Origin of the sequence: Acetobacter tropicalis (assembly GCF_001580915.1) — a bacterium.
GTDB lineage: Bacteria > Pseudomonadota > Alphaproteobacteria > Acetobacterales > Acetobacteraceae > Acetobacter > Acetobacter tropicalis.
In genome coordinates, this window is record NZ_LHZQ01000164.1 from 1 (window position 1) to 17326 (window position 17326).

Below are 17326 nucleotides of genomic sequence, written 5' to 3' on the forward strand. Positions count from 1 at the left end.
AACCCGATGTACAACCCTTCTGTGAGATTTCCGCGTTGACCGCATGATGTTGCTGTCGTTTGGGGAAGGCGCGTCTGCTCTGGTGTGAGGCACTCTAAAAGGAGAGCCTGCATGCGGAAGTTCAGAAACCTGTCTTTTACGTTTAGTGGAACTAAAACCGTTCTGGTTGTGCTTTGCATGGTCCGTTGGAGCCTCGAAAAAGCTGTTTCTTCACAGACAGATAGAGCAACAGAATCATATCGGTATTTTTTCTGCTCTCACAAGATAATATCGATATTCTGTCCCACATCGGCGGTTATCATTTTTAATGCAGAACAGGCTATGAGTCCCCTTCAAAAGAGACTCCCGCTCGTTGAGCCGTTCGGACAAGGTATCTGCATAACTCCAGTTTGGGGTAAGCAGGAAAGGATGATCGGAATGCTGCGGGATAATCGCATCCGGGCTATGTCTTCGGAACAAAGAATAGCGTGGTTGAGTCGTAATGCGCGCTATAATAAAAAGAAAGATATACTTGAGATGTGGAGTATTATTACATGGTCGTGGAGAGAAGTGACACTGAAGACCATCGGACTGGTCTACCCAGCAGAGGTTCGTGGCGCGACAGTGGCCTGGAAGTCCTGGGATAACGTCCGTGAAATTGCGGCCCGATATCCTTATGATTCCAACAAAAAAGGCGATATGCCGGTTTATTCAAATCCGGTTCGTCAGGAATGGATAGAGAGAAGTCGCCGGATTGGACATAAAAGCGGCAAACTGGAGATATGGCATATTATTTTTGGATGTTGGGTTCCTGTAAATCTCGAGACGCTGGCGGCAAATTATTCCGTGGCTTACTGGCATAGTATCGGTCTCGAAAGAGCCTGGATTGAACTTCAGAGTGGCGATATCGAAATAGAAAAAGAGGAGATGAGTTTTGATGAGTCTGTCAGGCTTGTTTCTGAAAAGCTCTTTGGAAAAGGGAGTGATGTCGCGGCAAATTATGAAGAACGCATTTACGTCCTCAATGAAGACGTTAATCTCCCAGAAGAATTAAAAAACGATAATTTACCCAATAAAAAATTGGATTTTATGACGCGACTGCCAGAAAGGATTCCATCGTGCCTTGAACATTGGGCTGCAGCGCAAACAGCTCCCGTGACGTCCAGACTTGTGACGGAGGATTTGCTCGGGTGCGCTTGGCCCCTGTCAACATCACAGATGAGGGCCCTGGCAAATACTATGCGCCAGGCAGGATGGGAATTAACCCGCAAGGCGAGTATCAGGTTCTGGCTCAAAGTAGATCAGAAGTGATCAGAGTAGTGGAAATTATGGCGTCTCTTGTGTTCAGAGGAAGGGGCATGCCGCCTATGAAAATATTATTCTTCCGAAACCGTAATACCTCAATTCCACCACACATATAATATTAGTATTCAGATGCATTTTGAGGTGAAAGTGCAAGCTCCTTCTGAGGGAGGGAGCTTGCAGAAACATCAGGTGTCAAGGCGCTGACGGGTAATCAGTATAGCCATGAGCCCCTTGTGAGTACCAGGTGCGGATATCGTCCTTATTCAGGGGAAGGTCATTTTCCAGACGATGCACCAGATCCGGATTGGCAAGGAAAGGCCGACCGAATGCAATAGCATCGGCCACACCAGTGGCAACCGTTTTGATCGCGTCTTGCCGTGTGTAGTCCTGATTCAAAACTAATGGTTTCGTGAAAACTTGGCGGATTGGTCCATGGAGCTTTGGCTGGTCGGTCTTGCCAAATGTACCATTGGGGCCGGGTTCGCGCAGTTCGAGGAAAGCAATATTCAGATTGTTCAGGAGCTTTGCTGCAGGCACAAAAACCTGTTCGGGATGGCTATCGATGCAACCTTGGGTGTTGCCATTCGGTGAAAGCCTTACGGACGTTCTGTCTGCACCAATCGTGGCGATCACCCGTTCCGTGACCTCATGCAGAAAACGAATACGGTTTTCAGGAGAACCACCATAGTCGTCGGAGCGGTGGTTGGTGCTGTCCCGAAGAAATTCATCAATCAGATAGCCGTTAGCGGCGTGAATCTGGACCCCGTCAAAGCCGGCAGCCAACGCATTGCGGGCGGCTTTTTCGTAATCATTCAGAATGCGGGCAATATCATCTTTGTTAAGAGGACGAGCGACTTCGGGAGCCTGTTTCCCATCATAGGTATGTAATGGCTCAGGGGCCTTCGTCGCTGAGGCGGAGACTGGCTGCTGCCCCGTCACACTGGAATGCACCATACGGCCCATGTGCCAGAGCTGTGCTACGATCTTTCCGCCCTTCGCATGCACTGCCGCAGTAATTGGCTTCCATGCTTCTACCTGCTCCTGCGACCAGAGGCCCGGTGCATAAGGCCATCCAAGGCCTTCCCGACTGATCCCGGTTGCTTCTGAGATAATCAGCCCTGCATCGGCACGCTGAGCATAATACTCAGCCATAATGGCGGTTGGAAGATGCTCTCGGGTGCCTCTGGCGCGTGTCAGTGGTGCCATGAGAATTCTGTTGCTGGCGTAAATGCTTCCCAGTTCAATCGGCTCAAACAGGCTGGGCATGACAGATCCTTCCTAAAAGATGCAGTTTCTATAAACTGGGTAAGCTTCGTGGGGATTACAACAGGACGATTACTACCTCGTCTGAGAAGAAGTGAGTGCTCACTGTCTGCAAGTCGTAAGCATCCGGCGAGAGACGCGGTCATATTCAGGCGGCGATGGTATTGTGGACGTGCTGGCTGGTTTTCCAGTTCCAGGGGAGAAGTTCCTGGAGGCGTGGATTAGGGATGTCGACAGATACACGTGTTTGTCACCGGAATGATAAGCACAATCCAACTCATTGGCGTGCCGTATTGATAAAATACACTGTTATCCCATGAGGCTACAAACACCTCATGGGATAACTTATATACAGCCTAGCCTCTTTCTCTCTAGAGCTATGCAGCATTATATTTCTGATTGAAAAATAGAAAGGTGTTGGAATGCTTGAGGTCTATCCAAATTTATTTGTCGGTAATGAGATTGATGAGCAGTGCCTTCAAGGCGATCCGAACTGGTTCTTTATTCGTGCTTGTAAGGAGCCGTATCATCGGCAAGCACTAGGTTATACAGGCAGAGCCGCATCAAAAGGTCACCCAGAATACTTAATAGCACGACGCAATCACCGTCTCATCCTCAATTTAGTCGATGTGGCAGATGTCAATTATGTCTCTTCTGATATCATTGATGCGGCACTTAAGGCTATTCACGCCAACATTGGTAATATCAAGGTGTTGCTCCATTGCAATCAAGGTCAATCACGCTCGCCCTCAATCGCTCTCCTCTATTTAGCGCGGTATACAGATCTATTTGTGGGGTTGGATGTGGATAAGGGGGTCGCAGAGTTCCGGAAAATCTATCCGTCATATGCTCCAGCGCGAGGGATGGCTGATTATATCCGATTAAATTGGGCACAATATCAATTTTCTGGCTAAAACGACCTTTCTCTGTTGACCCAACTCACACAGTAGAGAACGCTTGGCTCATGTTCGCATTTTGCCCGCCACACAATTCAGTGGTTTGTCTCACATAAGGGCGGATACCATTCGCCTGCTTAAGCTTTAGAATTATTCGTCATTTCAGCACCTTCTGGCTAACGCTAAATATATTATAGGGGCACTTAGGTTTCAGAAGTTGTTTTTACTCCAGTCGGCAACCTAGAGAGCAGGTCAGCAGCAATAATCGGTACACGTGCCGCGTCGATATGCTCACTGGCGTAACAACGCGCCAGCAATTCGTCTCCTAAATACGCGTCATATTTTGCTCGCTTCATATCAGGCACTAGTCGGGCTAGAGCTTCCGCGTCAGGCGCAGGCCTTTCAGCGAGAGTTTTCAGGGTGGCAACCAGTTTGCCTCCGTCTTTAGCCGGAATTGTGACCGCGATACCCTCCGAATTGGCCGTCACGCCATGAGAGGCAAGCGCTAGCACCAAGGCCAGTTGAGCCCGATTACCGACCCAGGGGAAAAGCAGGAGTTCGTCCTCATATCGATATAAACCTGCATGCCGCAATCCAAGACTATCGAATGTCACTCTGGCTTCCGTAAGGCATTCAAGAGCTATCTTGTCGAGAAAGCGAGGAATGGCGATGCTCTCATAAACCCGACGCATCTCCGCTACGACTTCATCGGCGGGGGGTAAGCCCTCGCCACCGAATTTGGGCGGCACGCCACCATACGCTCGTGTGACCAAAATTTCCCGGCGTTGATTGTCGAGCTCGATCACCCGCCACCGACGTCCGGCGAAGATGATGAGTTGTTCCGGCATTACCGGGCTATCGACCGGAAGCGTGCCAAGGTTCCGTCCGCGATCCGTAATAACCTTGAATTCGTCAGGCGTCATGAATACGGCGTAAAACCCACGGTCATTGATGACCCGTTCGCCTTCTTCGCCTGGTAAAAGCGTTCCGTCTGGCGCCTGCTCAATAAGCTGAACCTCCGGATGCTTCATTCGCCGCAGCACATCAATGTAGAGAGCCTGATCGATGTCAGGATATACTCGACTCTCGATCAAGAGGTTCCAGCCCTGTTTGACTGTCAGCCCGCCGTGTTGAGCAATCAGTGCCAGAATTTGCTGTATCAGCGTGGAAAGATGCAAACACCCAATTTGAGGCGGTTCATTCCAGCGCCTCAGCATCAGATTGAGCATGGCGATGCTCTGCACCGTGCGCGGCCGCATGGCATCAATGGGATGGATGCGTTCGTCAATCGCCATCTCGGTGGTGTAGACCCGCATTACTGAGGATTGTCCCGCACGCCGACCGGAACGCCCCAGTCGCTGGCGCATGCCTGAAACAGTGTGCCCAGGCCCAATCTGGCCCACAGCATCAATGTGGCCAACATCAATGCCTAGTTCGAGCGTCGTGGTTGCGATAATGGAGCCTGGTCGATCATCTTCTTTCAGCCTTCGTTCGGCTTCCTCACGGTGCTCACGCGATAAGCTACCGTGATGAGCGAAAAACTCCTCCGGCACGCCCGATGTTTCACAAAGACTACGCAGTCTTGCAGTGTACAGTTCAACATTCCGGCGCGAGCCAGCAAAAATCAGACTCCGATGCCCTCGAAGCGTGTCGAAGAGGTGTGTCGCGATCTCTATGTCTGCTGTGCTCTCGGTTGCCTCGCCCTTGTCTGAATTCGCGTCACGTTGCTTCAGGCGTGGCTGTATATAGCCGCGAACCTGAAGTTTCAGGGGTTGGCTACCCATTTTAGATTCCAGTATCTCCACGCCATCCGGATTGAGTGGCCGTAAGAAAGCAGCTGAGATCCTCATGTCGGCCAGGGTGGCCGACAGGCCCACGCGAACGACTGGATGCCCTGCGGCGATCTCGATACGATTGAGCAGAGATTGAAGTTGGCGTCCGCGCTCTGCATCCATAAAGGCATGCACCTCGTCGATCACCATGTAACTTAGCGCAGCGAACAGACGCTTTGCTTCATTCCCTCGTCGGACGAGGATGGCTTCCAGACTTTCTGGTGTAGTCAGCAGTATCCCCTGGGGCCGCTTGCGTGCTCTTTCCTTGACGCTGCTGGCCACATCCCCGTGCCACTTCCAGACAGGCATCTCCACTTCTTCGCAAAGTGTCTCCATTCGACCGAACTGGTCATTGATAAGTGCTCGCAAGGGGCTGATATAAATGGCCTCAAACCCGGCTCCGGGTTTGCGTTCATCTGTAGCCAGTCGCGAAACAATCGGCAGGAAGGCCGCCTCGGTCTTTCCGCTTGCTGTCCCGGCCGCAATAATGAGATCCCGTTGTCCTTCCAGCAGAACCGGAATGGATCGTTCCTGGATATCTCGAAGCTCTGCCCAGGCCTGACGCCAGATCCAGCGCCTGACTTTCTCGTGCAGCAGATCGAAAGACGTCGATGCGCTGTCATCTGAGGCTTGCCCGAACGGGTCGGACGGCACGTCGTTCAAAGTCTGAAGTCCGCCAGATCATCGTCGGGCGAGGTCTGAGTGGAGCCAGTTGTTGAAGAACCAGCCGCACCAGGTGCATCTTTATTGTCGTCATCGATAATATCTCCGCCCGCCGAGGGCGCGTCCGGCGCGATCTCAGCCTGGTCCACCAGACCCTGCCACTGAGCCTGTGGGTTCTGTTCCAGAATGGCGAGCAGGTCGAGGAAAGCCTTGATGGTGTTGCGCGGTGTCCGGAAATAAGACTCACCAATCTTCTGGTTGCAGTGAGTCATAAAGGCCTTGAAAACCTCCTCCGGCACCAGGTAACGATCCTGGTCGCCATAGGCGAACACATGCCGCAATTTACCAAGCAGAATGTAGAGGTCTTCGGGGGTCAGGCTCTGAAGCCGGATGACCGGACCCGAAAGATCGACCAGACCATTGCGGGCAAAGCTGTTTTCAGCCAAACGGGATCGCAGCGCTTCGTAGGAATAGAGGCCCCGGCGGCTGTCCATCAGGAATTCGGGTGTGCCGCCGAAATAGACGCCGAGGGATTCAGCCGAGCCCTGGAGCACATCGTTCACGATACGGAGAATCTGCTCGTAGTTGGCATTGCGTGATTGGGCACTGACCAGCTTGAACAGGTTGACGCATTCATCAAGCATGACCAGAAAACCCGAATATCCTGCCAGGGTCACAAAGCGACTCATGACCTTCAGGTAGTCGTAAACCCAGGCATCGTCGATGATCGAGCGTACGCCGAGCGCCTCTCGAGCCTCGGTTTTGAGCGTGTACTCACCACGGAGCCAGCGAAGTGCCGCCGCCTTTCCACTCTCGCTCCCTTCTTCGAAAGCGCGCCAGTAGCATTCTATGACGGTCGCAAAGTCGTAGCCGGAAACGAGTTCCTGAATGGGGAGCAGCCTTTCCTGAATGACGTCTCCGATCATGCGACCTGATGCCTTGGCTGAAGCCTGTGCCTCCATGATGAAACGTTCGACTACGCTTGCCAGAGCTCCTCCGTCCTGCTTGGTGCGGGTAGCCATGTTACGCATGAGTTCTGCATAAAGACTGCGGGCCTGGCCCCCGCTGGCATGCAGGCGACGATCAGGGGATAAATCTGCGTGAGCCACTACCAGCTTGCTTTGCATGGCAATAGAACGGGCCAGGTTAAGGAAGAAAGTCTTGCCCGCTCCATAGTCGCCAATAATGAAACGAACCGCAGAACCTCCGTCCGCGATGCGTTTGACGTCCTGCACCACCTGATTGACTTCGCCTGCGCGACCGACCTGAACTAACTGGATGCCTGACCGTGGCACGACACCTGCACGAAGCGCCTGAATGACGCCATCACGGTCCTTGGGCTTGATTTTCTCTGCAGTGCGGGTGCCGTCTGACGCTGCGATACTGAGGTTGGTCATGATGATGCTCCCGGCGCGTCAGCAAGGAGCGCCATATTGATGATTAACGGGTCTCCGTCCTCGATAAGTTCCTCATCGAACGTATCATAGGCCCACTCGTTGATAGCTTCGAGCGCGCCATCCGGCATCAACCCGAGTTCGCGTGCCTTGGCCTCAAACCCGGAGCGTGTCCATTCCGGTTGGTTGACTAGGGCCTCAAGCAGGCGGGCCTGCTCAGGGCCAAGTCCGACGAACTTCGTTTCCTGTTCCAAAGTGGGAGAAACGGCTACCGAAATCGGAATTTCAGAGGCTTCTTCCTCATAGATTGGCGCGAGAATTGCATCGACTTCCTTAGTCTCCCGCAGGATGACGCTCACCTTGCTCATGTCAATGGCGATACCATCCTGAGATTTCACTTTCGAGGGGGGGGCTGGGATCCGATGACCGCCTCTCCGCGACTTATCATCCTCGACCACGATCGGTTCCGAAGCGTAGGATGCCGTAGCAGCAGTACCTTGATGCAAGACAGTGTAGAGTTCCCGTCGGCCAAGGCCAAAAGCTTCGTAAAGCCGCTCCAAAGCCACCATCATACCTTGATCTGTCTCACCTATTGTTACGGCGACAGAAGCTGCCAGCGAGGCAAGAGCAGTTCGTTGCTCGGGTTCTGCACTCTCTACGACGGTTTTGAGGCGGCCAAGGGTTGGTAAGCGTTCCGGAAGCAGCTGCAGACGGGCTGTCAGTCGTTTCGTTTCATGCGGGGTAAGCCGCAGCCGTGTGGTGAGAGCATCGACCAGCTTTGAGCCTAAAGTCAGGGTTTTGGCTGCCGAGCCGATGGCGGTCATGATCAGGGCTGCCGTGCGGAAGTCGGCACCTACGGGTGTTAACTGGCCTTGAGCATCGCCAATGCGGAATAGAATTATATTCTCACCTGGCTTGGTCCCACCATAGGTTGGATCTGGCTCCATGCCGTAACCTACTCGTGCCAGCATGGCGGACATGTCACGAGCTTGCCGGAGACCGGAGGCTGCCTTACCAGAACCAAAGCACCGCGGGCCCAGTTCTTCAAGCGGCACATTGGCAAGAGGTTGAGGCAAATCATCCAACCAGGCTTTGAAAGAACGAACAGTTTCTCTTTCCCCGAGTTCCACAGGCAGCATCAAGGCGGCGGCCATACTGTCAGCACGTTCACGTTCCTTGCCGACGGCTTTGGCAAATGCAGTCAAATCCTCACGAGCCCCTTCGCTGAGCGTGATCATTTTGGTCCACGTCAATTGCGCTGGATCAGGCAGGCGATCGAAGCCATCAAACTTTATTGAAGTATGAAGATACTGACTCGCCGACCGATAACTCAGATCAAGTCGGCTCTCTTTTTTATCTCTGAGCCGAAAACCATGCGGAAATTTCTGATTGAAACGATGTCGCATGAGTTCAATGAACTCCGGACGAGCTCGTGTCGTCGCAATGCGCGGCCATAAGCCGGTTAAGTGAGGAGGTAAGGATAGAATACCTGCTATGGCGAGGTCGACATCAAGCGGCATACCTCTCAATGCGTGTAGACCTAATTTAACCTGAAGCAATGGAGACATATGCTCTCCCAAAGCTGCGAGATCTGGCTTCCATGCCTCCACTGTAGGTATATCCGTAACAGCATGCTTCATTGCGATGAAATTGAGTAGTTCAGTGCTATATTTTACAAAAGAGCCGTTATGTCCGAAGAGTTCACGCAGGCGCTCTACTTCAGCTACCAATAACACCTCTTCGTCAATCGAAGGACTATCGGCTATCAGGCGACGTTCGAGCCCATAGAAGTAAAGAAAGGGATAGCCCATAGGGTAGCTGGTGTCGGATTTCCCGCTCGCCAGCCAATGCAGGTAAGCCAATCGTTGATTGGGCGTGATATCAGTGTAAGAGGGCCAATAGCCCAGATCCAGGTTCGTTTGTGGCGCTCCAGACGCGACCTTGAGTGATGGTCTGATAAGACAGGGCGCTGGAGTGTCGGTATTCCAGCCTCCTTCCGGCGCTGCCGTCAAAAAGTTGCCGACATAGACCATGCCATCGGTAATCTCGAAGCGATGGATAGTGACTTTTTCGTCAGGGAACACCCAGCGAGCATCGTCTTTCTTGTGAATCCTTGATTGTCTATACTTTTTTAAACTCTCATCATCATTGGAGAATACGTGTTGGGCATTAAAAGAGAGGCCGTATGTAGGTGGCGATGCGATAGTCTCTTTCCTGGTTTCCTTATTGGTTGTGTCCGAAATTTTGCGGTCACTGAAAATACGTTTTATCCAGGAAAACATGTTACACTCATTAAATAATCGCCAACTCTTTCAAATAGTAGAGGCTGTTCTTACTGTGTAGAAACTCCCCGCCTCTGGCGAATGGAAATCGAGATAGATAGAAGCTATTCCATTCACAATCTCAGGAGCAACCTATTCGCTTTATCGGATAATGATCCATTTGTCCGTCTTCCGAAAGGAATGTGGCATGTTCAGCTTGCGCCTGCGCCATCAGGAGATGGTCAAACGGATCACGATGATGCAGGGGCAAAGACATCAGGGTCTGTAGGTGTTCAGGCTGTATTGGTAGGAGAGAGAAACCTTCCGCAGGAATGGCTGCCAGAATATCGTTCATATCCGCATCAAGCTTTCCGATACGGATTTTGATTGCAATCTCCCATAATGACACGATACTCACCAGAATATCGTGGGCCGGATCTGCGATAATCTCTCGTGCGCTCTCACCCAGCCGGTCGGAGCCCGAAAGCCACCACAGCAACGCATGCGTATCGAGCAGCACCTTCACAGCTCGCGTTCCATGCTTTCAAGAATGTCTGGCGGTGTCTCATCAAAATCTTCGCTCATTCTGATACGCCCGCGAAGAGCTCCTGGCTGACGACGGGGGCGATAGGACGGAGCTGGTGGACGCAGTTCAGCAACGACCTGATCGTGAGACGTCACGAGGATCGTACTGCCCTGTCTGACTTGACGCAGATACGCTGTCAGGTTTCCCCTGAACTCCCGAACACCGATTTTCTGCGGATCTGGTGAGTTATCTGAAAGATGCTGGCTCATGGTCTCCTCCCTGTGTGTCACCATATCATGTACACAGAAGGAAGAGGTAGAGAATTCCTGAAACATGTTCGATTTCAGAGATACAGGTGCATGATTTTGCTTCAGCACAGTCCTATCCCGGGTGGGTTATTAACAGGTGGCAGTCTGCTTCTCATACATGGAGCAAATTCACGTCGGTGGGCACGCCGTTCTGACCAGAGATCTGGCGTGTGGAGATGCTGAGACTGGTGGGTGTCCCCGCATCATCATGAACGTGGCCTGCGACCGTACATGAGATCGATAGTCTGAGCCAATAACGGGAAATGACGTCACAATGACACCATTTCCCGTCATGTCATCGTCCCTGACGGTGTCATCACACTTCAAAACTGCTGTCATGAATGGTGTCATACGGTGTGGCAGTAATGGAGGGGAGTGTCTGGGCCGTAAAAATGGCCGCCTTTTTCCCTTTTCTGTCCCGTTTTTGTCTCTTTTCCGTCCTTTCGAAGGGAGTTTGAAGGCACGCTACCTCAATTTCATATGCATGCTGCGCAAGCATATGAAATCGCTGCGTTTTTTCTTCTTTTCTCTCGTTCTATCGCATTTAAAAATGCTCTCCCTTAACCCGTTGTTTTGGAATGTTTTTCTAAAAAATATTATCTGAGCAGGGTAATTTATGGATGGTTTTGTGTCTGTCCTCACGATTACGCATATCCGCTAATGCCCCATGGGAAGCGATGTGTGTGGTCTTTTCCTCCCTCTCTTTGGACGACAAGGATAAAAGTCATGTCTCATTACCCGCTTTCCGACCTGTTTCCCGTCACCGATGACGTTGTGCATGCAGCGATGGAACTTAAAGCCCTTCATGTTCTGGAGGGTGTTCTGCTGCTTGAGATTCTTGGCGGTAGTGAAGCTGCTTTTGAGGCTCTTGAGGGCCTGGTCATATTGCATCGCGACATGGAACGTCGTTATGGCCGCCTGGAACAGCTTTTGGCGGCTCCAGTGACGATGAAGCAGGCAGCCTGACCTCTTCAATCACACCCTATCCTACCAAAAAAACCTTTTCCTGGCTCCGCTTCACGCTGTGTGATCGGAGCCATTTTTTCAGGATGCTCCCTCATGACAACGGACTATCGTTTCGATCCTCTTCAGTTTCCGATGCCTGCCAGGACCGGTCTTTTTCCGCGTCGGGATATTGACCTCTATGCTGAGCTTTCGGCCCGTGTTGGCGTCTGTGTCCATGGATTTATGCTGGCAGATCTTGGGCGAAAGGCCTGGGATCTGCGCAAAAAATACTGGCAGCCAGGGGAGGGGGCATGGACGGCCTTTCGTGAGGCTGTGCACCAGTGCTATCCGCATCTGCCGGCAGAAGAAAAGCTCGCACAGGACGGTCATGAGTTTGATTCGCTCTACGAACTGGCCGTATACCGACGCCTCAAGTCCATGCTGCCATCGACACTAAAGCTTGACATTCATCCTGCTGTGAAGGGATGCGCTTTTCAGGAAGAAGCTTTCGCCGATTTCAAAGTGAGTTCGGCCCAGTCTGATAAGAGCTGCTTTATCGAAGTCGTCGGTCTGTTTGACCGGACGTTTACAGCCTACTCTTCCACGCAGAAGGAGCGAAAGGACGAGACCTTACGGCGACTGCATCGCTACCCAACTCATCAGCGCCCGATCCTTATTTTCAAGGACATGGTCTGTGATCCTGAACAGGTTGTGGGGGCCCTTAGGCAGGCTATTGAGGCTGTCGCGGAAGACGGGCTGCGAACTGCTGCCTGATGGGGGGCTTGCCGAATGACGCCATGATGACACCTGATTTTGGGTGTCACTGCCTGAAAAGTGGCGTCATGACATCAGAAACATGCTGTCATGCTCGTGTCATGACTGCTGTCACTGAGAAGATGGCAACAGATGCGAGAAAGCCCGAGATCAAGGAAATGGCAGAAAACAGCCGTTTCCTTTGGTATCCTTATGGTCGTTGCCATCGGCAGATGAGGGCACGCTACCTCAATTTTGTACGCACCCTGCGGGATGCATATGAAATGGCTGTTTTTGTCTAGGACTTTTCTGCAAATGCTCCCTCTGTGTTTATGCGGGTCTGTGGTGCTTCATGACACCGTTATCCATTATTCCGGAATTCTTCCCGGCATAAGGGACAGCATTTCAAAAGGCTGCGTGTCTGCCTTTCCAGGAACTCGAATACGATTTCGTTGCCGACAACCTGAGGCTGAGGCTCTTCCATTGCGCGTGACATCGCTCACACCGGTGATCAATGGGGGCGAAGGAGCATGGTGCTGCTTTCGTTCGTCATCTTCCTGATCGCGTATCTCGGTTTTGCTCTGTCCAGGAGTGCCTATCTAATTTCCGCATTTTTCGTCATTTATGGCCTGTATCAGGGCATTTCACGGAGTGTCGGCAAGGCACTCGCGTCCGATCTCGTGCCGCCAGAGCTGCGAGCCACCGGGATTGGCTGGTATAGTGCGACCGTTGGCTTGGTCCAACTGGTGGCCAGCATCGTCGCCGGAGAGTTATGGGACCATATCGGTCACGCGGCCGTATTTTACGACGGCGCGCTCTTTGCGGTCGTCTGCATCATCGGGCTGCTGGTATAGCTTCCACGGGGAACAGGAAACGGATTGTGTCTATCAGCGTCCCGTTCACCTGAAATGTGTCAGTCGGCCTCAACGGACCATGAACGGTCCACTCAGTAGGGCGGTGGAGGATAAGCCGGTGCCATGGGATAACCTGGCGCTACAGGGTACCCCGGACCCACCGGGGCGGACGGCACAGCGCCGACGGTGGCGGCGACCACGCCGGCAATGAGCCCGGTTGCCGCGGCCATCAGCAGATACTGTCCACCGGACTGCATCCAGTAATAGCCGGAAGGTGGTGCCCACAGACCATGGTAGCGGTGCCAGTCACCCACCATCCAGCGCTGCTCTCGCGGGCCGGAATAATAATCCCCTTTGCGCCAGTGTTTCATGTGACCGTAGCCGTGTCCTTCGCCATGATGATCGTGACCACCATGATCATGATCCCCGCGTGCCCATGGCGGGTCAGCGTAAGCGGTCGTGCTGACCATAATCAGGCAGGCCGACAGGAGTGCGGCAGGAAGTCGTGTCGTCATGGTACCTCCATGTGTTGAGAGCAATGAAGAAACATGCTTCTCATGACTTTTTCGTGAACGGGGGATCGGCGGCGCGTAGCGCGCGTACCGGCGCAGGTAATCCAGCGCCTCGTCGCGGGTGGGGTAGCTGCCATCCGGCGTGTCGGGCATCGACGGGGAGTGACCTGTAGGACGCGGGCGAGAACAGATGCAGGGAGTCCCAGCCGTCGAGCCCCGCCCCGCCTGACCACCGCCTACGATCACAACATCGAACTGTTCCGCCATTGCCCGGCTCACAGGCGTTCCGGAAGGCGGAATTCCGCCTTGCGTTCGCTATAGCGGTCCACGAGGTAGTCGGCCCGGTCCCGCAGCAGCCATGTGAACTTGATCAGTTCCTCCATGACATCCACCATCCGGTCATAGAGGGGGGACGGCTTCATGCGATCATCGTCACCGAACTGCGTATAGGCCATTGGCACGCTGGACTGGTTGGGGATGGTAAACATCCGCATCCACCGGCCCAGCACCCGTACGGCATTGACGGAATTGAAGCTCTGCGATCCGCCCGAGACCTGCATGACCGCCAGCGTGCGGCCCTGCGTCGGGCGGATCGAGCCTTCGGTCAGGGGCAACCAGTCGATCTGGTTCTTGAATACTGCCGTCATGTTGCCGTGCCGTTCAGGGCTGCACCAGACCTGGCCTTCCGACCAGTTCGACAGTTCCCGCAGTTCCTGCACTTTCGGATGCGTGGCAGGCACGGAATCCGCTACCGGCAGGCCGGTCGGGTCGAACACCCGTGTCTCGGCGCCCAGCACCTTCAGGATGCGTTCTGCCTCAAGCACCAGCAACCGGCTGAAGGATCGGGGACGCAAAGAGCCGTAGAGCAGAAGGATGCGCGGCGGATGGTCCACACGCGGTTGCGGTTCCAGCCGCGCGAGATCAACCCGTTCAAGATATTCGGGGTGGAGGGCCGGCAAGTCAGGTTCAGTCATTGTGATATTGGTCCATTCGTGCATTACGGGTGACTGATTCAGGGCAGCCACAGAGCCAGCGCCGCGAGTGTTGCCAGCAGGACGGGCGGCGTAATCACCAGTCCGACCTTCATATACTGCCCCCATGTGACCCGATGATTCTTGGATGCCAGCACATGCAGCCACAGCAACGTGGCGAGACTGCCGATCGGTGTAAATTTCGGCCCGAGGTCGCAGCCGATCACATTGGCATAGACCATCAGGTCGCGTGTCAGCGGCGTGAGGTCGTGTGCCTGCTCGATCGCCAGCGCCCCGACCAGTACACTCGGCATATTGTTCATGATGGACGACAGAACAGCCGCCAGAAAGCCGGTGCCGATGGTGGCGATGAACGGCCCCTGATGGCCGAGCCAGACCAGTACGATTGCGAGGTAGTCGGTCAGCCCGGCGTTGCGCAGGCCATACACCACCAGATACATACCCAACGAGAAGATCACGATCTGCCACGGGGCGCCCCGCAGCACCTTGCGAACTGGAATCACCCGGCCATATCCGGCGACGAGCAACAGGATTCCGGCGGCCAGACAGGCCACGACACAGACCGGGATATGAAACGGCGCTGTCAGGAAATAGGCTGCCAGAACGAGCGCCAGCAGCGGAAATGCCGTCCGGAATACATTGTGGTCACGAATGGCCGTGGCAGGTGCTGGCAGTTCGGCGACGGGATAGGTCGCAGGCACCTGCCGCCGATACCACAGCCACAGGACGGCAAGCGTTGCACCAAGTGCTACCAGATCGACAGGGACCATGATCGCGGCATAGCGATCGAACGCAATGCCGAAGAAATTCGCGCTGACAATGTTCACCAGATTGGAAATCACTAGCGGCAGGCTGGTGGTATCGGCGACGAAGCCCGTGGCGACAATAAAGGCCAGGGCCGCAGCAGGACTGAGGCGGAGTTGAGTGAGGATGGCGATGACAATGGGCGTGAGCAGCAGGGCTGCGCCGTCATTGGCGAAAACCGCTGCAATGGCCGCTCCCAGCACCACGATCAGCGGGAATAGCGTCCGGCCTCGCCCTTTGCCCCAGCGCACGACGTGCAGGGCGGCCCAATGGAAAAACCCGGCCTCATCCAGCAACAGCGAGATGACGATCAGCGCGATGAAGGTAAAGGTTGCGTCCCAGACGAGGTGCCAGACGACAGGAATGTCGTGCCAGTGGATCACACCAGCCGCCAGGGCCACGGCGGCACCAGCCATGGCACTCCAGCCGATACCCAGCCCCCGAGGCTGCCAGATGACAAAAACCAGCGTGGCAACGAAAATCAGAAGCGCCAGCATCAGATGATCCGCTTGCCGGATTCATCGACGATCTTCTCCCCGTCCTCTTTGACGAAAGCACCTCTCTGCGGGTTAGGCAGGATGTCCAGAACCGTCTCGGACGGACGGCAGAGTGCCGCACCGAGGGGGCTGACGACGATCGGCCGGTTAATCAGGATCGGATGCGCCATCATGGCGTCGATCAGCGCATCATCGCTCAGGGCCGGATTATCGAGGCCGAGTTCGTGAAAGGGCGTGCCCTTTTCCCGCAGGACCGAGCGCACCGGAACGCCCATACGGGCGATCAGACTGACCAGTTCCGCACGGCTTGGTGGGGTTTTCAGATATTCGATGATGCAGGGGTCCTCGCCGCTGTTGCGGATCAGCGCCAGCACGTTGCGCGACGTGCCGCAGGCTGGGTTGTGGTAGATCGTGATGGTCATGAGCAGGATTCCCGGGATGGGCAGCAGGAGGACAGGGTCGCGATCAGGGGCGCGCAGAGTTCGGGGTTGCCTGCACAGCAGTCTCTGACGAGGAAGAGCATCAGGTCGCGCAAGCGCGGAAGGCACGCACGATAGACGATCAGCCGGCTATGGCGTTGCGAGGTCAGCAGACCGGCGCGGGTCAGGGTGGCGAGATGGGCCGAGATCGTGTTTTGCGGGACACCGAGATACCGCGCGACCTCGCCCGCAGGCAGGCCGTCCGGTTCGTGGCGTACCAGCAGGCGGAAGATCTCCAGCCGTGTGGACTGCGACAGGGCGCTCAGGGCAGCGAGGGCGGATTCTGTATCCATAAATCGACGTTCACGGATATATTGGATGAAGTCAACACTACCGAGGGCATGCACCGTTCAGAGCTTGCAACGTGGTGTCACACGCCGAACAGGCGGCCGATTCCGCCCGTGACGATCATCGCAACAATACCCCAGAACGTCACACGCAGTGCTGGACGCAAAGGCGCCGCACCGCCGGCAATGGCGCCAACGACGCCCAGAACAGCGAGAACCACGACGGACGTCAGGGACACGCCCCAGGACACCCATGCCACAGGGGTCAGAACCGCCGCGAGCACGGGCAGCACGGCTCCAGATGAAAAGGCGGTTGCCGAGGCGAATGCCGCCTGTATGGGTCTTGCCGCCGTGGTCTCGGACAGACCCAGTTCATCCCTGGCATGGGCGCCGAGTGCATCATGCTTCATGAGGGCGACGGCGACCTTGCGCGAGAGATCTCTATCCAGTCCTCTTTTCTGATAGATCCCAGCCAGTTCGGTGACTTCCCCCTCCCAGTCCGTGGCCAGCTCCTGTTTTTCGCGGGCGATGTCAGCGTGTTCGGAATCGGCCTGGGAACTGACCGAGACATACTCGCCAGCCGCCATGGACAGGGCGCCCGCGACAAGCGCGGACAATCCCGCGACGAGAATGCTACCGCGTGTCGCATGAGAGCTGGCAACGCCGACGATGAGGCTGCCAGTCGACAGCGTTCCATCATTGGCGCCGAGAACGGCCGCACGCAGCCATCCCAGTTTCTCGACGCGGATTTCTCACACTTGAGGCAATTTCGGGTC

Annotated in this window: 19 protein-coding genes; 7 read left to right on the forward strand and 12 right to left on the reverse strand. The window is 54.6% G+C overall.

Annotated elements, in window-relative coordinates:
• Window positions 1–417: 417 nt before the first annotated feature.
• Window positions 418–1290 (forward strand): hypothetical protein, encoded by an 873-nt coding sequence (locus tag AD944_RS03090; RefSeq protein ID WP_145912913.1) that lies wholly within the window; start codon window positions 418–420, stop codon window positions 1288–1290.
• Between the two features lie 186 nt (window positions 1291–1476).
• On the opposite strand, the gene AD944_RS03095 is transcribed toward AD944_RS03090, so the two are convergent.
• Window positions 1477–2550, reverse strand: coding sequence for an alkene reductase (locus tag AD944_RS03095; RefSeq protein WP_045543380.1), 1074 nt, complete (start codon window positions 2548–2550; stop codon window positions 1477–1479).
• A gap of 419 nt (window positions 2551–2969) precedes the next feature.
• Between AD944_RS03095 and AD944_RS03100 the strand changes: the two genes are divergently transcribed.
• The gene (locus AD944_RS03100) at window positions 2970–3461 is read left to right on the forward strand and encodes a protein-tyrosine phosphatase family protein (RefSeq protein WP_045543381.1); all 492 of its coding nucleotides are present in this window, start codon (window positions 2970–2972) and stop codon (window positions 3459–3461) included.
• 185 nt (window positions 3462–3646) lie between these two features.
• Here the strand turns inward: AD944_RS03100 and AD944_RS03105 are convergent, their stop codons facing one another.
• From AD944_RS03105 to AD944_RS03125, 5 genes are all read right to left on the reverse strand, one after another.
• Window positions 3647–5929, reverse strand: coding sequence for a DEAD/DEAH box helicase (locus AD944_RS03105; protein ID WP_236709309.1), 2283 nt, complete (start codon window positions 5927–5929; stop codon window positions 3647–3649).
• Between the two features lie 5 nt (window positions 5930–5934).
• Window positions 5935–7335, reverse strand: a complete 1401-nt coding sequence (locus tag AD944_RS03110) for an ATP-binding protein (RefSeq protein WP_035379734.1) — start codon at window positions 7333–7335, stop codon at window positions 5935–5937.
• On the reverse strand, window positions 7332–9614 hold the full coding sequence (locus tag AD944_RS03115; protein ID WP_035379732.1) for a TerB N-terminal domain-containing protein: 2283 nt from the start codon (window positions 9612–9614) through the stop codon (window positions 7332–7334). The genes AD944_RS03110 and AD944_RS03115 overlap by 4 nt, the downstream gene beginning before the upstream one ends.
• 121 nt (window positions 9615–9735) lie before the next feature.
• Window positions 9736–10119, reverse strand: coding sequence for a type II toxin-antitoxin system VapC family toxin (locus AD944_RS03120; RefSeq protein ID WP_035379729.1), 384 nt, complete (start codon window positions 10117–10119; stop codon window positions 9736–9738).
• On the reverse strand, window positions 10116–10454 hold the full coding sequence (locus tag AD944_RS03125; RefSeq protein ID WP_179946508.1) for a type II toxin-antitoxin system Phd/YefM family antitoxin: 339 nt from the start codon (window positions 10452–10454) through the stop codon (window positions 10116–10118). Before AD944_RS03125 ends, AD944_RS03120 begins: the two co-directional genes overlap by 4 nt.
• 247 nt (window positions 10455–10701) lie before the next feature.
• Between AD944_RS03125 and AD944_RS16645 the strand changes: the two genes are divergently transcribed.
• From AD944_RS16645 to AD944_RS03150, 5 genes are all read left to right on the forward strand, one after another.
• On the forward strand, window positions 10702–11031 hold the full coding sequence (locus AD944_RS16645) for a hypothetical protein (protein ID WP_145912914.1): 330 nt from the start codon (window positions 10702–10704) through the stop codon (window positions 11029–11031).
• Between the two features lie 122 nt (window positions 11032–11153).
• Entirely contained in the window at window positions 11154–11393 is a 240-nt protein-coding gene (locus tag AD944_RS03135; RefSeq protein ID WP_035379726.1) for a hypothetical protein, read from the forward strand.
• A gap of 93 nt (window positions 11394–11486) precedes the next feature.
• Entirely contained in the window at window positions 11487–12146 is a 660-nt protein-coding gene (locus AD944_RS03140) for a hypothetical protein (protein WP_035379724.1), read from the forward strand.
• Window positions 12147–12214: 68 nt separating this feature from the next.
• Entirely contained in the window at window positions 12215–12427 is a 213-nt protein-coding gene (locus AD944_RS03145; RefSeq protein WP_145912915.1) for a hypothetical protein, read from the forward strand.
• Between the two features lie 192 nt (window positions 12428–12619).
• Window positions 12620–12979 carry an MFS transporter gene (locus AD944_RS03150; RefSeq protein WP_261763960.1) on the forward strand — a complete coding sequence of 120 codons (360 nt, stop codon included), beginning with the start codon at window positions 12620–12622 and terminating at the stop codon, window positions 12977–12979.
• A 92-nt stretch (window positions 12980–13071) separates the two neighbouring features.
• Here AD944_RS03150 and AD944_RS03155 read toward each other — a convergent pair whose 3' ends face one another.
• The 6 genes from AD944_RS03155 to AD944_RS03180 all read right to left on the reverse strand — a co-directional run bounded on the left by AD944_RS03155 (window position 13072) and on the right by AD944_RS03180 (window position 17299).
• Entirely contained in the window at window positions 13072–13644 is a 573-nt protein-coding gene (locus AD944_RS03155; RefSeq protein ID WP_052051308.1) for an RcnB family protein, read from the reverse strand.
• 122 nt (window positions 13645–13766) lie between these two features.
• Window positions 13767–14465, reverse strand: coding sequence for an arsenical resistance protein ArsH (gene arsH, locus AD944_RS03160; protein WP_035379757.1), 699 nt, complete (start codon window positions 14463–14465; stop codon window positions 13767–13769).
• Window positions 14466–14503: 38 nt separating this feature from the next.
• Window positions 14504–15784 carry an arsenic transporter gene (locus AD944_RS03165; protein ID WP_045543383.1) on the reverse strand — a complete coding sequence of 427 codons (1281 nt, stop codon included), beginning with the start codon at window positions 15782–15784 and terminating at the stop codon, window positions 14504–14506.
• Entirely contained in the window at window positions 15784–16206 is a 423-nt protein-coding gene (arsC, locus tag AD944_RS03170; protein ID WP_045543384.1) for an arsenate reductase (glutaredoxin), read from the reverse strand. Before arsC ends, AD944_RS03165 begins: the two co-directional genes overlap by 1 nt.
• Window positions 16203–16556, reverse strand: a complete 354-nt coding sequence (locus tag AD944_RS03175; protein ID WP_035379755.1) for an ArsR/SmtB family transcription factor — start codon at window positions 16554–16556, stop codon at window positions 16203–16205. The genes arsC and AD944_RS03175 overlap by 4 nt, the downstream gene beginning before the upstream one ends.
• A gap of 77 nt (window positions 16557–16633) precedes the next feature.
• On the reverse strand, window positions 16634–17299 hold the full coding sequence (locus AD944_RS03180) for a VIT1/CCC1 transporter family protein (protein ID WP_045543385.1): 666 nt from the start codon (window positions 17297–17299) through the stop codon (window positions 16634–16636).
• Window positions 17300–17326 lie beyond the last annotated feature (27 nt).

What these genes read in the sequence shown, in the direction of transcription:
- AD944_RS03090 (WP_145912913.1), top strand. Translation starts at nt 418, where the DNA reads ATGCTGCGGGATAATCGCATCCGGGCTATGTCTTCGGAACAAAGAATA.
- AD944_RS03095 (WP_045543380.1), bottom strand. Translation starts at nt 2,550, where the DNA reads ATGCCCAGCCTGTTTGAGCCGATTGAACTGGGAAGCATTTACGCCAGC.
- AD944_RS03100 (WP_045543381.1), top strand. Translation starts at nt 2,970, where the DNA reads ATGCTTGAGGTCTATCCAAATTTATTTGTCGGTAATGAGATTGATGAG.
- AD944_RS03110 (WP_035379734.1), bottom strand. Translation starts at nt 7,335, where the DNA reads ATGACCAACCTCAGTATCGCAGCGTCAGACGGCACCCGCACTGCAGAG.
- AD944_RS03115 (WP_035379732.1), bottom strand. Translation starts at nt 9,614, where the DNA reads ATGTTTTCCTGGATAAAACGTATTTTCAGTGACCGCAAAATTTCGGAC.
- AD944_RS03125 (WP_179946508.1), bottom strand. Translation starts at nt 10,454, where the DNA reads ATGTTTCAGGAATTCTCTACCTCTTCCTTCTGTGTACATGATATGGTG.
- AD944_RS16645 (WP_145912914.1), top strand. Translation starts at nt 10,702, where the DNA reads ATGACACCATTTCCCGTCATGTCATCGTCCCTGACGGTGTCATCACAC.
- AD944_RS03135 (WP_035379726.1), top strand. Translation starts at nt 11,154, where the DNA reads ATGTCTCATTACCCGCTTTCCGACCTGTTTCCCGTCACCGATGACGTT.
- AD944_RS03140 (WP_035379724.1), top strand. Translation starts at nt 11,487, where the DNA reads ATGACAACGGACTATCGTTTCGATCCTCTTCAGTTTCCGATGCCTGCC.
- AD944_RS03145 (WP_145912915.1), top strand. Translation starts at nt 12,215, where the DNA reads ATGACATCAGAAACATGCTGTCATGCTCGTGTCATGACTGCTGTCACT.
- AD944_RS03155 (WP_052051308.1), bottom strand. Translation starts at nt 13,644, where the DNA reads ATGCCCGACACGCCGGATGGCAGCTACCCCACCCGCGACGAGGCGCTG.
- arsH (WP_035379757.1), bottom strand. Translation starts at nt 14,465, where the DNA reads ATGACTGAACCTGACTTGCCGGCCCTCCACCCCGAATATCTTGAACGG.
- AD944_RS03165 (WP_045543383.1), bottom strand. Translation starts at nt 15,784, where the DNA reads ATGCTGGCGCTTCTGATTTTCGTTGCCACGCTGGTTTTTGTCATCTGG.
- arsC (WP_045543384.1), bottom strand. Translation starts at nt 16,206, where the DNA reads ATGACCATCACGATCTACCACAACCCAGCCTGCGGCACGTCGCGCAAC.
- AD944_RS03175 (WP_035379755.1), bottom strand. Translation starts at nt 16,556, where the DNA reads ATGGATACAGAATCCGCCCTCGCTGCCCTGAGCGCCCTGTCGCAGTCC.